This window comes from Pseudoxanthomonas spadix BD-a59, assembly GCF_000233915.3.
In the GTDB taxonomy this organism is placed as follows: domain Bacteria; phylum Pseudomonadota; class Gammaproteobacteria; order Xanthomonadales; family Xanthomonadaceae; genus Pseudoxanthomonas_A; species Pseudoxanthomonas_A spadix.
On the sequence record NC_016147.2, the window covers coordinates 1 to 14,935 of the forward strand.

14 protein-coding genes are annotated in these 14,935 nt (G+C 66.7%); 11 read left to right on the forward strand and 3 right to left on the reverse strand.

Going from position 1 to position 14,935, the window contains the following annotated elements; all coding sequences use genetic code 11:
* The 11 genes from dnaA (at position 1) to DSC_RS00055 (ending at position 12,076) form a co-directional block, all read left to right on the forward strand.
* Positions 1–1,335: a chromosomal replication initiator protein DnaA gene (gene dnaA, locus DSC_RS00005; RefSeq protein ID WP_014159029.1), complete on the forward strand. Its 1,335-nt coding sequence runs from the start codon at positions 1–3 to the stop codon at positions 1,333–1,335.
* 295 nt (positions 1,336–1,630) lie between these two features.
* Positions 1,631–2,734, forward strand: a complete 1,104-nt coding sequence (gene dnaN, locus DSC_RS00010; RefSeq protein ID WP_014159030.1) for a DNA polymerase III subunit beta — start codon at positions 1,631–1,633, stop codon at positions 2,732–2,734.
* Between the two features lie 78 nt (positions 2,735–2,812).
* The gene (recF, locus tag DSC_RS00015; RefSeq protein WP_014159031.1) at positions 2,813–3,892 is read left to right on the forward strand and encodes a DNA replication/repair protein RecF; all 1,080 of its coding nucleotides are present in this window, start codon (positions 2,813–2,815) and stop codon (positions 3,890–3,892) included.
* 129 nt (positions 3,893–4,021) lie between these two features.
* The gene (gene gyrB / locus DSC_RS00020; protein ID WP_014159032.1) at positions 4,022–6,490 is read left to right on the forward strand and encodes a DNA topoisomerase (ATP-hydrolyzing) subunit B; all 2,469 of its coding nucleotides are present in this window, start codon (positions 4,022–4,024) and stop codon (positions 6,488–6,490) included.
* 11 nt (positions 6,491–6,501) lie between these two features.
* Complete coding sequence (locus DSC_RS00025; protein WP_014159033.1) at positions 6,502–7,344, forward strand: CPBP family intramembrane glutamic endopeptidase; 843 nt, start codon at positions 6,502–6,504, stop codon at positions 7,342–7,344.
* Positions 7,345–7,390: 46 nt separating this feature from the next.
* Positions 7,391–8,203: a M48 family metallopeptidase gene (locus DSC_RS00030; RefSeq protein WP_043290230.1), complete on the forward strand. Its 813-nt coding sequence runs from the start codon at positions 7,391–7,393 to the stop codon at positions 8,201–8,203.
* A 136-nt stretch (positions 8,204–8,339) separates the two neighbouring features.
* Positions 8,340–9,533, forward strand: coding sequence for a heme biosynthesis protein HemY (locus DSC_RS00035; RefSeq protein WP_014159035.1), 1,194 nt, complete (start codon positions 8,340–8,342; stop codon positions 9,531–9,533).
* Positions 9,534–9,694: 161 nt separating this feature from the next.
* On the forward strand, positions 9,695–10,369 hold the full coding sequence (locus DSC_RS00040) for an energy transducer TonB (protein WP_014159036.1): 675 nt from the start codon (positions 9,695–9,697) through the stop codon (positions 10,367–10,369).
* Positions 10,370–10,434: 65 nt separating this feature from the next.
* Complete coding sequence (gene exbB, locus DSC_RS00045) at positions 10,435–11,190, forward strand: TonB-system energizer ExbB (protein WP_014159037.1); 756 nt, start codon at positions 10,435–10,437, stop codon at positions 11,188–11,190.
* A 44-nt stretch (positions 11,191–11,234) separates the two neighbouring features.
* Complete coding sequence (locus DSC_RS00050) at positions 11,235–11,663, forward strand: ExbD/TolR family protein (RefSeq protein WP_043290232.1); 429 nt, start codon at positions 11,235–11,237, stop codon at positions 11,661–11,663.
* Between the two features lie 2 nt (positions 11,664–11,665).
* The gene (locus DSC_RS00055) at positions 11,666–12,076 is read left to right on the forward strand and encodes an ExbD/TolR family protein (protein WP_014159039.1); all 411 of its coding nucleotides are present in this window, start codon (positions 11,666–11,668) and stop codon (positions 12,074–12,076) included.
* 296 nt (positions 12,077–12,372) lie between these two features.
* Here DSC_RS00055 and DSC_RS00060 read toward each other — a convergent pair whose 3' ends face one another.
* The 3 genes from DSC_RS00060 to cls are packed head-to-tail and all read right to left on the reverse strand — an operon-like array spanning position 12,373 to position 14,935.
* The gene (locus DSC_RS00060) at positions 12,373–13,149 is read right to left on the reverse strand and encodes a pyridoxine 5'-phosphate synthase (RefSeq protein WP_043290233.1); all 777 of its coding nucleotides are present in this window, start codon (positions 13,147–13,149) and stop codon (positions 12,373–12,375) included.
* Complete coding sequence (locus DSC_RS00065; RefSeq protein WP_014159041.1) at positions 13,139–13,420, reverse strand: hypothetical protein; 282 nt, start codon at positions 13,418–13,420, stop codon at positions 13,139–13,141. The genes DSC_RS00060 and DSC_RS00065 overlap by 11 nt, the downstream gene beginning before the upstream one ends.
* Positions 13,421–13,480: 60 nt before the next feature.
* A complete protein-coding gene (gene cls / locus DSC_RS00070) occupies positions 13,481–14,935 on the reverse strand; it encodes a cardiolipin synthase (protein WP_014159042.1) in 1,455 nt (484 codons plus the stop codon).

The following is a 14,935-nucleotide window of genomic DNA, read 5'->3' on the forward strand; positions in this document are numbered from 1 at the left end:
ATGGATGCCTGGCCCCGCTGCCTAGAACGCCTGGAAGCCGAATTGCCGGCTGAAGATGTCCATACCTGGCTCAAGCCGCTGCAGGCCGAACAACGTCCCGACGCGGTCGTGCTGTACGCGCCCAATGCCTTCATCGTCGACCAGGTGCGCGAGCGCTACCTGCCACGCATTCGCGAGCTGCTGGACCACTACGCCGGGCTGGACCAGGTCTCGCTGGCGGTCGGCTCGCGCGCCAGGACGGCCGAGCCTGGGGCCTTCGCCGGCGCGCCGGCCTCGCTGGGCACCACCGCCACCGCGCCGACCGAGCCGTTCGCCGGCAACCTGGATACCCACTACACCTTCGACAACTTCGTCGAAGGCCGCAGCAACCAGCTCGGACGCGCCGCGGCCTGGCAGGCGGCGCAGAAGCCGGGCGAGCGTTCGCACAATCCGCTGCTGCTGTACGGCAGCACCGGCCTGGGCAAGACCCACCTGATGTTCGCCGCCGGCAACGAGCTGCGCCGGCAGAACCCGGCCGCACGCGTGCTGTACCTGCGTTCGGAACAGTTCTTCAGTGCCATGACCAAGGCGCTGATCGACCGGACCATGGACCAGTTCAAGCGTCGCTTCCAGCAGGTCGAGGCGCTGTTGATCGACGACATCCAGTTCTTCGCCGGCAAGGACCGCACCCAGGAAGAGTTCTTCCACACCTTCAACGCGCTGTTCGACGGCCGCCAGCAGATCATCCTGACCTGCGACCGCTATCCGCGCGAGGTCGAGGGCCTGGAGCCGCGGCTGAAGTCGCGCCTGGCCTGGGGCCTGTCGGTGGCCATCGACCCGCCCGATTTCGAGACCCGCGCGGCGATCGTGCTGGCCAAGGCGGCCGAGCGCGGGACCCACATCCCGGACGATGTGGCCTTCCTGCTGGCCAAGAAGATGCGCTCCAACGTGCGCGACCTGGAAGGGGCGCTCAACACCCTGGCCGCGCGCGCCAACTTCCTGGGCAAGGCGATCACCCCCGAGTTCGCCCAGGAAACCCTGCGCGACCTGCTGCGCGCCCAGCAGCAGGCCATCGGCATCCCCAACATCCAGAAGACCGTGGCCGATTACTACGGCCTGCAGATCAAGGACCTGCTGTCCAAGCGCCGCACCCGTTCGCTGGCGCGTCCGCGGCAGATGGCCATGGCCCTGACCAAGGAGCTGACCGAGCACAGCCTGCCGGAGATCGGCGATGCCTTTGCCGGCCGCGACCACACCACGGTGCTGCATGCCTGCCGGCAGATCCGGACCCTGATGGAATCGGACGGCAAGCTGAAGGAAGACTGGGACAAGCTGATCCGCAAGCTGAGTGAGTGAACACGCGCCCGCGGGCCGGGTCAGGTGGCTATGCTGTACAGGTCGGCCCGAGGGGTGAACAACCGGTGGGCCGAGGGCTCTTCAAGCTGTGGACAAGGGGTGGATCAAATCCTGCGGGAAAACTGTCCACAGGTTTCCCCAGCAGGCGCGGCGCACCTATGCACCGGGTTTTGCCCTATAAAAATCCAGAAATATCAAGCGGTTAAAGGCTTTTTCCCGCGAAATTGCGGCAACCATCACCACCAGTTTTAAGATTTATACACTTCTAAAAACATAGAGCACCGGGACCCACACGATGCGTTTCAGCCTGCAGCGAGAAGCTTTCCTCAAACCCCTGGCGCAAGTGGTCAACGTGGTGGAACGTCGCCAGACGCTCCCCGTGCTGGCCAATTTCCTGGTCCAGGTGCACGACGGCCAGTTGTCCCTGACCGGTACGGACCTGGAAGTGGAAATGATTGCGCGCAGCGCGGTCGAGGACGCCCAGGACGGGGAGACCACGATCCCGGCCCGCAAGCTGTTCGAGATCGTGCGCGCCCTGCCCGACGGCAGCCGGATCACGGTCAGTCAGAGCGGGGACAAGGTCAGCGTCGCCGCCGGGCGCAGCCGCTTTACCCTGGCCACCCTGCCGGCCAACGATTTCCCGTCGGTCGATGAAGTCGAAGCCAGCGAGCGGGTCACCGTGCCCGAGGCCGCGCTGAAGGAACTGATCGAGCGCACCTCCTTCGCCATGGCCCAGCAGGACGTGCGCTATTACCTCAACGGCTTGCTGTTTGACCTGCGCGATTCGGCGCTGCGCTGCGTAGCCACCGATGGCCACCGGCTGGCGCTGTGCGAATCGGGCCTGGACACTGGCACCAGCCTGACCAAGCGCCAGATCATCGTGCCGCGCAAGGGCGTCACCGAGCTGCAGCGCCTGCTCGAGGGCGGCGAGCGCCTGCTGGAGCTGGAGCTCGGCCGCAGCCACATCCGGGTCAAGCGCGACGATGTGACCTTTACCTCCAAGCTGATCGACGGCCGCTTCCCCGATTACGAAGCGGTGATCCCGATCGGCGCGGACATCGAGGTCAAGCTGGACCGGGAAGTGCTGCGTGCGGCCCTGCAGCGCGCCGCGATCCTGTCCAACGAGAAATACCGCGGCGTGCGCGTGGAACTTTCGCCCGGGCAGATGAAGATCAGCGCCCATAACCCGGAGCAGGAAGAAGCCCAGGAGGAAATCGAGGCCGACACCAAGGCTGACGGGCTGGCGATCGGCTTCAACGTCAATTACCTGCTGGACGCCTTGTCTGCCTTGCGTGACGAGCACATCGTGATCCAGCTGCGCGATGCCAATTCTTCGGCCCTGGTGCGAGAGGCCAGCAGTGAGCGTTGCCGCCACGTGGTGATGCCGCTTCGGCTCTGATGCGTCGGTGGCTGTTCCACGTGAAACCCAGACAACGCCCGGACCGATCCGGGCGTTGTCATTAGCGAACGCGAAGCGATGCACGTGACCCGACTGGCCGTGGGCGGCTTGCGCAGGTTCGCGCAGGTTGAACTTGCCCCGAAGCCCGGCTTGAACCTGATCACCGGCGACAACGGGGCCGGCAAGACCAGCCTGCTCGAAGCCCTGCACCTGATGGCCTGGGGCCGCAGTTTTCGCGGGCGCGTGCGCGATGGATTGATCCGCACCGGTTCGCAGGCCGTTGAGGTCTTCGTGGAGTGGCGCGAAGGCCAGGATGACCGGATCCGCCGTGCGGGTCTGCGCCACAGCGGGCAGGAATGGAGCGGCCGCCTGGATGGCCGCAACGTCGGTCAGCTCGGTGAGCTGTGTGCGGCACTGGCGGTGGTGAGCTTCGAGCCGGGCAGCCATGCACTGGTGACCGGCAGCGGCGAGCCACGGCGACGCTTTCTGGACTGGGGCCTGTTTCACGTGGAACAGGATTTCCTCCCGGTCTGGCGTCGCTACAACCGCGCGCTGAAGCAGCGCAACGCCCTGCTCAAGTCCGGCGGCAGCGGGAAACAGCTCGATGCCTGGGACGTCGAGTTGGCGGAGGCCGGCGAAGCGGTGACCGCGCACCGGCAGGCATACCTGGACCGGCTGCAAGGCCAGGTCCAGGACGTTGCCAACGCGCTGGTGCCGATGCTGGGCCGGGCGCAACTGGAATTTGCGCCGGGTTGGCGTCGCCAAGCGCTGTCGCTGGCCGATGCGCTGCTGGTGTCGCGGGAGCGCGATCGCCAGTTCGGCCACACCGGCGTGGGCCCGCATCGGGCAGATTGGCGGGTCGATTTCAGCGCCCTGCCCCAGCGCGAAGCATTGTCTCGTGGCCAGGCCAAGCTGACCGCGCTGTCCTGTCTGCTGGCCCAGTCCCAGGACTATGCGGCCCAGCGTGGGGAATGGCCGGTGCTGGCCCTGGATGACCTGGCCTCCGAGCTGGACCGCCGTCACCAGGCCAGTGTGTTGGCTCGGGTGATCCAGTCCGGCGCCCAGGTCCTGGTCACCGGTACTGAAATGCCGGCAGCACTGGAAGCTGTGCCGCTGGCGTGGTTTCACGTGGAACACGACACCATCGTCGGCCACTGAACCGCGCGACTGGGCCCCAGGGAGGCCGCACCGGTCGCGGTGGTACAATTCCTGCTTCCTTATCAAGCGTCGGCGGCCTGCGCGAATCCTCTCGTCGCGCGCCCCGGCCGTGCAGGCGATCGACACCGAATGACCGAACAGACCCCCCCGGCAACCGCCGGCCAGACCGGCACCTACGACGCCAACAGCATTACCGCCCTGGAAGGCCTGGAGGCCGTGCGCAAGCGTCCGGGCATGTACATCGGCGACGTGCACGATGGCACCGGCCTGCATCACATGGTCTTTGAGGTGGTCGACAACTCGATCGATGAGGCCCTGGCCGGCCATGCCGACAGCGTGGTGGTGACCATCCATGCCGATGGTTCGGTGTCGGTCTCGGACAATGGCCGCGGCATCCCGGTCGGCAGGCACGCGCAAATGAGCGCCAAGCTCGGCCGCGAGGTCTCCGCTGCCGAGGTGGTGATGACCATCCTGCACGCCGGCGGCAAGTTCGATGACAACAGCTACAAGGTTTCCGGCGGCCTGCACGGCGTCGGCGTCAGCGTGGTCAATGCACTGTCGGAGAAGCTGCTGCTGGATATCTTCCAGGGCGGATTCCACTATCAGCAGGAATTCAGCCATGGCGTCGCGCTCGCCCCGCTCAGGCAGCTCGGTGCCAGCACCAAGCGCGGCACCACCCTGCAATTCTGGCCCTCGGTCACCGCCTTCCATGGCAATGTCGAGTTCCACTACGACATCCTGGCCCGGCGCCTGCGCGAGCTGTCCTTCCTCAACTCCGGCGTCAAGATCGTGCTGGCCGACGAACGCGGCGAAGGCCGCCGCGACGACTTCCACTACGAAGGCGGTATCGCCAGCTTCGTCGAGCACCTGGCCAAGGCCAAAAATCCCCTGCACCCGCACGTGATCTCCACCGTGGGTGAATACAACAACATCGTGGTCGACGTGGCCCTGCAGTGGACCGACGCCTACCAGGAAACGATGTACTGCTTCACCAACAACATCCCGCAGAAGGACGGCGGCACCCACCTGGCCGGCTTCCGCGCCGCCCTGACCCGGGTGCTGAGCAACTACATCGAGCAAAACGGCATTGCCAAGCAAGCCAAGGTTGCTCTGACCGGCGATGACATGCGCGAAGGCATGATCGCGGTGCTGTCGGTCAAGGTGCCCGACCCCAGCTTCTCCTCGCAAACCAAGGAGAAGCTGGTCAGCTCCGAGGTGCGCCAGGCCGTGGAGAACGCCTTCGGCGCGCGCCTGCAGGAGTTCCTGCAGGAGCATCCGAACGAGGCCAAGGCGATCACCGGCAAGATCGTCGACGCCGCCCGTGCCCGCGAGGCCGCGCGCAAGGCAAGGGACCTCACCCGCCGCAAGGGCGCACTGGACATCGCCGGGCTGCCCGGCAAGCTGGCCGACTGCCAGGAAAAGGATCCGGCGCTGTCCGAGCTGTTCATCGTCGAGGGCGACTCGGCCGGCGGCTCGGCCAAGCAGGGCCGCAACCGCAAGAACCAGGCGGTCCTGCCGCTGCGGGGCAAGATCCTCAATGTCGAACGCGCCCGTTTCGACCGCATGCTCGCCTCCGACCAGGTCGGCACCCTGATCACCGCGCTGGGCACCGGCATCGGCCGCGATGAGTACAACCCGGACAAGCTGCGCTACCACCGCATCATCATCATGACCGACGCCGACGTGGACGGCTCGCACATCCGCACCCTGCTGCTGACCTTCTTCTACCGGCAGATGCCCGAGCTGATCGAGCGCGGCCACGTCTACATCGGCCTGCCGCCGCTGTACAAGCTCAAGCAGGGCAAGCAGGAGCTGTACCTGAAGGACGACGCGGCGCTCAACGTCTACTTGGCCAACAGCGCGGTGGAGAATGCCGCGCTGATCCCGGCCGCCGGCGAGCCGCCGATTTCCGGCGAGGTCCTGGAAAAACTGCTGATCCTGTTCGCCGATGCACGCGATACGATCGCGCGCAACACACATCGCTACAATCCGGCCCTGCTCGAGGCGATGATCGATGCCGCCCCGACCGATGTCCTGCCCAGCCTGGACCCTGCGGCCCTGCGCAAGGAGCTGGATACGCTGGAAGGCGCACTCAACAGCCCCAGCATCGGCAGCCCGCGCTATACCCTGGAACTGCAGACTGCCACCGACACACGCCCGGCCGCGCTGCTGGCCACCCGCCACCACATGGGCGAGGAACTGACCCAGGTGCTGTCGCTGTCGGCCTTCGAAACCGGCGAACTGCGCCCGCTGCGTGAAGCGGCCGCGCAGCTGCACGGCCTGGTCCGCGACGGCGCCCGGATCCAGCGTGGCGCCCGCAGCCAGGAGATCACCAGCTTCGCCCAGGCCCAGGCCTGGCTGCTGGAAGAGGCCAAGAAGGGCCGCCAGATCCAGCGCTTCAAGGGCCTGGGCGAAATGAACCCCGAGCAGCTGTGGGAAACCACGGTCAATCCCGATACCCGGCGCATGCTCCAGGTCCGGATCGAGGACGCGGTGGCCGCCGACCAGATCTTCAGCACGCTGATGGGCGATGTGGTGGAGCCGCGCCGCGAGTTCATCGACGCCAACGCGCTGAAGGTGTCCAACCTGGACATCTGAGCCTGGCGCGCATGGAAGCCGATCCGCTCCAGTCCGGCGGCGGGCAGGGAGCCTCTTCCCGGCCGGGAAGCGCACTGCCGCTGCGCCAGGCGCTGTCGCGCTTTGCGCTGGAGGTGCTGATCGTGGCGGTGCTGTTTGGCCTGCTTTCGCTGTCGGGCGCCCTGGCCTGGGGCCTCTGGCGCGGCGTGCAGCTGGCGCTGCAGGGCATGCCCACCGCCGATCCCGGCGCGATCATGCAGGCGGTCGGCAAGCCCGGGCCGCTGGCGGCCATCGCCATGAGCGTGCTCGGGGTGGGCGGCACGGCGCTGGCGGCCATGCTCTGGCGCGCCCCGCCCCGTGGCGATGAACGCCGCCGCTCGCGTGCCGCCCTGCGCATGCCGGCGACCTGGCTGCTGGCGTTGTTCACCGCCGCGGGGGTGATCTGCTTCAGCGCGGTCGTCGCGCAGATCGCCGCGGCCCTGCGCCAATCGCTGGACCCCACCAACATGACCCTGGTGCGCGGCACGCTGGCCCAGCATCCGGGGCTGCTGCTGCTGTTCGCCGTGGTCGTCGCGCCGATCTACGAAGAAGTCCTGTTCCGGCGCGTGCTGTTTGGCAGGCTCTGGCGTGACGGCTGGCCGTTGCTGGGCGCGGTGTTGAGTGGGGTGCTGTTCGCCTTCATGCACGAACCGCCATGGGTGGGCGACAAGTCACTGGCCGTGCAACTGCCGCTGTGGGTGGTCTACACCTGCATGGGCATCGCCTTTGCGTGGGTCTACCGGCGCACTGGCTCGCTGGGGGCCTCGATCATCGCGCACGGGCTCAACAACGCGTTTGCGCTCGGCCTGATGATGGTCTTCGGCGTTGCCCGCTGAGCGCGGAAGCTTGACGGAAAGTTCATGTGTGCCAACACTGATCCGCATGAAAGCTAGACCCCGACTCGTCCTCCCGCTGTTGTGCTGCCTGGTCGCCGGCGTGCTGCTGGCCGGTTGCGCCACCATGACCTCCTCGACCGGCCGTCGCCAGAATGTGGGCGCGGTCTCGCAGCAGGAACTGGATCAGCTCGGCGCCCAGGCCTTCGCTGAGGCCAAGCAGAAACAGGCCATCAGCAGGGATCCCGGACAGAACGCCTACGTGCGCTGCGTGGTCAACGCGCTGGTGGCCCAACTGCCGGCATCCACACGCGGCATCGCCTGGGAAACGGCGGTGTTCGAGGACAGGGACGCCAACGCCTTCGCCCTGCCCGGCGGCAAGGTCGGAGTGAACACCGGCATGTTTCCGGTGGCCCGGACCCAGGATCAGCTGGCCGCGGTGATCGCACATGAAATCGGTCACGTCGTTGAGCACCACTTTGAAGAGCGCCTCACCAACCAGGTCCGCACCTCGCAGGCGCTGCAACTGTTGGGCGCGCTGGCCGGCGACTACGGTTCGCTGGTCACCCAGGGCGGCAGCATCGCCGCCAGTGCAGGCTTTCTGCTGCCCAATTCGCGCGCCCAGGAAAGCGAGGCCGACGTGGTCGGCCAGCGCCTGATGGCACAGGCCGGGTTCGATCCGCGCCAGGCCGTGGACCTGTGGCAGAACATGCTGGCCGCCGGTGGCAGCCGGCCACCGCAGTGGCTGTCCACCCATCCCGATCCAAGCGCCCGCATCCGCGAGCTGCAAAGCCGCGCCGATACGCTGGTGCCGACCTGGCAGGCCGCGCGCGCTGCAGGCCGCACGCCGCGTTGCCGCTAGTGGCCAGTTGCGCCGAGCGCGCAACGAAATCCGTACACATTGTTAATTCTATTCTGCTAGTTTTCCCGGCGGTCATCATTGGCCTGCTGTTCAGCCCCCCTGCCCACGCAAGCCCCGATTCCGCAAGAGGTGATCCATGTTGTTGCGCACCCCCAAACATGCCCTGCTCTCCCTGGCCGTCCTCGGCCTGCTCGCCGGCACGGTTGCCGTCGATGCCTCGGCCCAGCAGACGCGTGAGCGCGCAGAACGCAAGAGAGGCGGCGATACCAAGCAGGAAGTGCTCTTCCCCGACGCCACCCGCCAGGTACCGGAGGCCAAGAACTCTCGCAAGATGGCGTCCAGGGCCGAGAAGCTGATCAAGGCCTACAACGACCAGGACTGGGCCGCCGCACGCACCCAGGCCGATGAAATCATCGCCAGCCCCGACGCCAACGACTACGACAAGGCGCTGGCCGCGCAGATCGCTTCGCAGGCCGCCTACAGCACCGACGACTCGGCCGCGGCCAAGGCCTACCTCAAGCAGGTCCTGGACCTCAATGCGCTGGACAACAACGGCCACTACCAGGCCATGTACATGCTGGCCCAGCTGCAGCTGCAGGACGAACAGTACGCCGAAGGCCTGGCCACCCTCGACAGATATCTGGCCGAGACCAGGTCGAGCAAGCCTGAAGACCTCGCCCTGAAGGGTCAGGCCCTGTACCAGGCCGAGCGCTACGCCGAGGCGATCGAGCCGCTGAAGCAGGCCATCGCCACCTCGCCCGAGCCCAAGGCGCAGTGGAGCCGGGTACTGATGGCCAGCTACGAAGCCAACAACCAGCCCGCCGAGGCACTCGGGTTGGCCGAGGACATGGCCGCCAAGGCGCCAAACGACAAGAGCGCGCAGATGAACCTGGCCGTGGTGTACTCGCAGAACGACCAGCCGGAGAAGGCCGCGGCGATCCTGGACAAGCTGCGCGCCTCGGGCCAGCTGACCGACGAAAAGGAATACCGCCAGCTGTACGCCACCTACAGCAACATGGACAAGCACGAAAAGCAGACCATCGAGGTCATCAACGACGGCCTGGCCAAGAACATCCTCAAGCCGAACCTGGAGGTGTATCAGATCCTCGCGCAGGCGTACTACTATTCCGAGCCGCCGCAGATCGCGCAGGCCATCGAAGCCTGGAAGAAGGCGGCGCCCCTGGATCCGACCGGCGAGACCTATCTGAATCTGGCCCGGGTGCAACTGCAGGAAGGACACACCGACGAGGCCAGGAAGGCCGCCCAGGCAGCGCTGGACAAGGGTGTAAAGAAACCGCAGGACGCGAAAACGATCATTGGCGTCAAGTGATCGGTTGGAAGCGATTTCACAGCGGTGGATCCCTGCTGGAATCGTGATGAAGGATTGGGTTAAGCTGGCAATTCCGCTGCGGTTCTGCAGGGGAATCCGAATCGAATCGACATTCCGGTGCGCCTGACCGCGCACCCCGTTTCCATTGAGTCCATTGGCGCATGGCTGAACAACTCGTCATCAACCGCTATCGGGAGCAGGAGGGTCCGCAGGGGCTCAACTGGTCGCGCATCATCGGCTACGCATTCGTCATCGCGCTGCATGTGGCGGTGTTCTTGCTTCTGTTGATCCCTGCGGTTGCACCGCCGGCGCAGAAGGAGGAGGAACAGAAGATGCTGGTTCAGATCGTCGACCCGCCCCCGCCCCCGCCGCCGCACCCACCGCCGCCGCCCAAGCAGGAGACCCCGCCGCCGCCGGTGAAGGAGCTGTCCCCGCCCAAGCCGTCGCCGGTCCCGCCGCCGCCGGAAGCCCCGCCGGTGGACGTGCCCGATCCGCGTCCGATGGATACCTATGCCCCGCCCGCGCCGCCGGCCCCGCCTGCGCCGTCCCCGGACATCGGCGCCAGCGTGGACATTTCCTCCAAGAACATGAACCCGCCGCGCTATCCGCCGGCCGCTGCCCGTGCGGGCGTGGAAGGCACGGTGATCCTGATCATCGATGTCGACGCCAACGGCAACGTCACCAACGTCTCGGTCGAGAAGTCCAGCCGCAACCGCGATCTCGACCGCGCCGCGACGGAAGCAGCACGCAAGTGGCGCTTCAATCCCGGTAAATCAGGCGGCCAGAGTGTCGCCGGGCGCGTGCGCGTCCCGGTCGACTTCAGCATGGGCGGCTGAGCCGGACTGCTTCACCCAATGAGCGTCACCTAACCCCACCAAATTTCCAACTAAAGGTAAGCGTCATGCTGCAGGAAACTCTGATTGTTGCCGCCGCGGGAGGCACCAACGCCGCCGCGGCCCTGAACCAGATGGGCTTCTCCCACCTGATCTCCGAAATGACCAGCAACCCGGGCGCCTTCGTGGTGTCGTGGGTGGTGCTGCTGACCCTGGTCATCATGTCCGCCGCGTCCTGGTACTGGACCATCGTCAACATCATCAAGAGCGTGCGCCTGCGCTCGCAGGCCGATCGGGTGACCGCGGCCTTCTGGGAGGCCAAAAACGCCCAGGACGCCATCCGCTTCATGGAGGAGCAACCGCGCAACGAGCCGTTTTCCAAGATCGCCCTGGATGCCGCCCAGGCCGCCGCCCACCACCAGCGCGCTGAAGGTACCGGCACCGGCGAGGCCCTGAGCCGTTCGGAGTTCGTCGACCGGGCCCTGCGTCAGGCCGTCACCCGCGAGAGCACCAAGATCCAGTCCGGCATGATCCTGCTGGCCACCGTCGGTGCGACCGCTCCGTTCGTGGGTCTGCTGGGAACGGTGTGGGGCATCTACGGCGCCCTGATTCGCATCGGTGCCACCGGCAGCGCCGGCATCGACGCTGTCGCCGGCCCGGTGGGCGAAGCGCTGATCATGACCGCCATCGGCCTGTTCGTCGCGATCCCGGCGGTGTTTGCCTACAACTTCTTCAGCAAGATCAACGCCACCACGATCGCCAACTTCGATACCTTCGCGCACGACCTGCACGACTTCTTCGCGACAGGCGCCCGCGTGCGCTAACGCGTCGAAACAAAACCCCACGACAAGAAGTATCCGGAGGCCGTATGGCATTCAGTAGCGGGGGCGGCGGTAGCGGCCCCATGGTAGACATCAACGTGACGCCCCTGGTGGACGTCATGCTGGTGCTGCTGATCATCTTCATCATCACCACGCCGCTGATGTCGCAGAAGGTAAAGGTGGAGTTGCCCGAAACCACGTTCATCCCCAATCAGGATGAACTGGCCAAGCGCACGCCGCCGATCAACATCGCGGTCAAGGAAGACGGTTCGATCTACTGGAACGACGAGCCGGTGACCAAGGACATGCTGGAGTCACGCCTGTCTTCGGCGGCTCAGCAGACGCCGCAGCCGTCCCTCAATCTGCGCGCCGACAAGACCACCAAGATGTCCACGATCAACGAGATCACCAGGATTGCGCAGGGCCAGGGCATGTTGGATATCGGTTTCGTTTCCACCAAGCAGAAGGGGCAGTAACCATGGCCTTTAGTAGTGGTGGTGGCAAGGGCGCCATGTCCGAGATCAACGTGACCCCGTTGATCGACGTGATGCTGGTGCTGTTGATCATCTTCATCGTGACCGCGCCGATCATGACCTACCCGATCGATGTGGCGCTTCCGCAGCGGTCGACGACGCCGCCGCCCACCCAGGAACCGCCACCACCGATCGATCTGCGGATCGACGCTTCCAACACGGTGTACTGGAACAACAACCCGGTGTCGGTCAGCGCCCTGCAGGGCATGATGGAGAACGAGGTCCAGAAGGACCCGACCAACCAGCCGCAGCTGCGCATCGACGCCCACCCGGACTCGCAGTACGAAACCATGGCCCGTGTGCTGGCCGCTGCGAAGAACGCACAGATGCTCAAGATCGGTTTCATGCAGCAGTAGTCGATCCGCCGCATTGGATGAGAGACAACGCCGCCTGCTAGGGCGGCGTTGTTGTTTGGTGGCACTACGGGCATGTCCGGACCCGCAACCACCGAGCGCGGCAGCTGGCGCGGCACCGCGCCTGCATCGCTGGGTGCTCCGCTCCCACGCGCGAAAAATCCGGCCACGCCGGTGTGCCATGAGCCGATCTCAACCCTCCCGGACCGCGGCCGTGCTCAGGGCTGCCCAGGCGCAACGGCTGCACCTCGAAGCGGCGACCGCCGGGCGCATCGCCATCGCCGGTTATTGCGCTGGACCTACGCGCTCAGCGCCTGGATGATCGCCAGATAGCGGCGCACGGTTGTTTCCAGGCCTTCATACAGGGCCTCGCTGATCAGCGCATGGCCGATGGAGACCTCCTGCACCTGCGGCACCCCGGCCAGGAACATGCCCAGGTTGTCCTGGCTGAGGTCGTGCCCGGCGTTGACCTGCAGGCCCAGCAGCTGAGCTTCCTGCGCGGTGGCGCGGCACGCGGCCAGGGCCGGGTCGGGCGCGCCGGCGGCCCAGCCTTGCGCATAGGGGCCGGTGTAGAGCTCGATGCGGTCGGCGCCCATGGCCGCAGCCCGCTCCAGGCCCACGCAGCCGGCATCGACGAACAGGCTGACCCTGCAGCCCAGCGCCTTGAAGTGGGCGACCAGCCGGCCCAGCTGGATGGTGTCCCCGGTGAAGTCGAACCCATGGTCGGAGGTGAGCTGGCCATCGCTGTCCGGCACCAGCGTGACCTGGGCCGGGCGGGCCCGTTCGCACAGCGCCAGCAAGCCGGGATAGCCCTGGCGCGGCGGTGCAAATGGATTGCCTTCGATGTTCAATTCCACCTGGAACTGCGCAGTCAGCCCGGCCAGCGCCAGCACGTCCTCGGCAGTGATGTGGCGCCGGTCCGGGCGCGGATGCACGGTGATGCCGTGGGCACCGGCGCGCAGGCAGGTGCGCGCGGCGCGGACCACGTCTGGCTCGCCGCCGCCGCGCGAATTGCGCAGCACGGCGACCTTGTTGACGTTGACGCTGAGCGCGGTGCGCACTGGGTCAGGCGTCATCGCGCGGCTGCTGCGGCATGGCGCTGGCTTGTGGTTGCCGGGCGGCCTTGCGCGCCTGGGCCTGCTCGCGCAGGCGGTGCAGCTCGACCGGGTCGACCATGCCACGGCCGTTGCGATCGCGGTTGCCGGCCCTGGCCCAATACCAGCCCATCGCCCAGGCGATCAGCAGGCCCAGCGCGGCCAGCAGGCTGACGGCCATCAGCGCCATCGAGGGGGTGCGCAGGGCCACCGCCATGGCGCCCAGGGAAAGCAGCAGGAAGAGCCAGTACATGACACGCGCTCGGTGCAAGGGAGGGGACGGGAATTCTACCGATCCGCCTGCGCCGGCACGCTACAGCAGCGGTGAGCCCAGCCGCGCCAGCGCCTCGGGCAAGCGGTTGCGCCACAGCGAGCGGTTGCGCGCATCCTGCACACGCGCAGCGCTGGCGAACTCGCCCTCCAGTAGCTGTGACAGGCGCGCGTTGAAGGTCGGTTCGCGGAACAGCAGGGCCACCTCGAAATTCAGCCGGAAGCTGCGGTGGTCGAAGTTGGCGCTGCCCAGCACCGCCAGGGCGTCGTCGCACAGCAACGCCTTGGTGTGCAGCATGCGCGGGCCGTACTCGTAGACCTTGACCCTGGCCGCCAGCAGCTCATCGAAGTACGAGCGCGCCGCGTAGGTCACCACCCGGGAATCGCTCTGCTTGGGCACCAGCAGGCGCACGTCCAGCCCGGCCAGGGCGGCCGATGTGAGCGCCATCATCGCCGCCTCGCCAGGGACGAAGTACGGCGTGACCAGCCACACCCGCTGCCTGGCCTCGTAGATCGCACCCACCTGCAGGCGGTGGATGGCTTCCCAGTCCGAATCCGGGCCGGAGGTCAGCACCTGCGCGGCGATCGGGCCCGGTTCGGCCTCGGCCGCCGGCGCCCACAGCGCCGTGCCCCTGAAGTTCTCGCGTTGATGGCCGCTGGCGTACAACCAGTCCTCGACGAACACCTGCTGCAGGCTGCGCACGATGTCGCCTTCCAGGCGCATGTGCAGGTCGCGGAAGGCGTCCGGGCGCAGGGTCTCGTTTTCCTCGTCGGTGATGTTGATGCCGCCGGCGAAGGCCACCGTGCCGTCGATCACCACGATCTTGCGATGGGTGCGCAGGTTCAGCCAGGGCCGGCTGAAGGGGCGGAACTGGGTCGGGTGGAACCAGCAGTGCTCACAGCCAGCCTCCAGCAGCGGTGCCAGGAACTTGCGGTTGAGCTTGCCGGCGCCGACCGCGTCCAGCAGCAGGCGCACGTGCACGCCGGCCCTGGCCCGCTCGATCAGCGCATCGCGCACGCGCGTGCCGGTGCGGTCCGGCTCGAAGATGTAGTACTCCAGGTGCACGTGGTTGCGCGCCTGGCCGATCGCCTCCACCAGCGCCTCGTAAGTGGCCGCGCCGTCGACCAGCAGGTCTACGCGCGTGGCCGAAGAGGGCGGCAGGCCGGTCACGGCCTGGCCCAGCAGCGCCAGCTCGGCGCATTGTGCGTTGGGCGGACAGGTGGCCTGCTGCGAATCCATGCCATCGCGCGAGCGGTCGCGTCGCAGGCGCTGGCGCTTGATCTTCTGCGGGCCCAGCGCGAAGTAGATGAGAAAGCCCACGTACGGCAGCACTGCCAGCGACAGCACCCAGCCGAGCGTGGCCACCGGCTCGCGCTTCTGCAGGATGATCCAGCCGGACAGGATCAGCAGATAGGCTACCCAGGCCGCGGTGAGATAGGACTTGAGGTGCGGGATCTGTGCGATGTCGTGCCACACGGTGGCGAGCAGGGCGAGCAT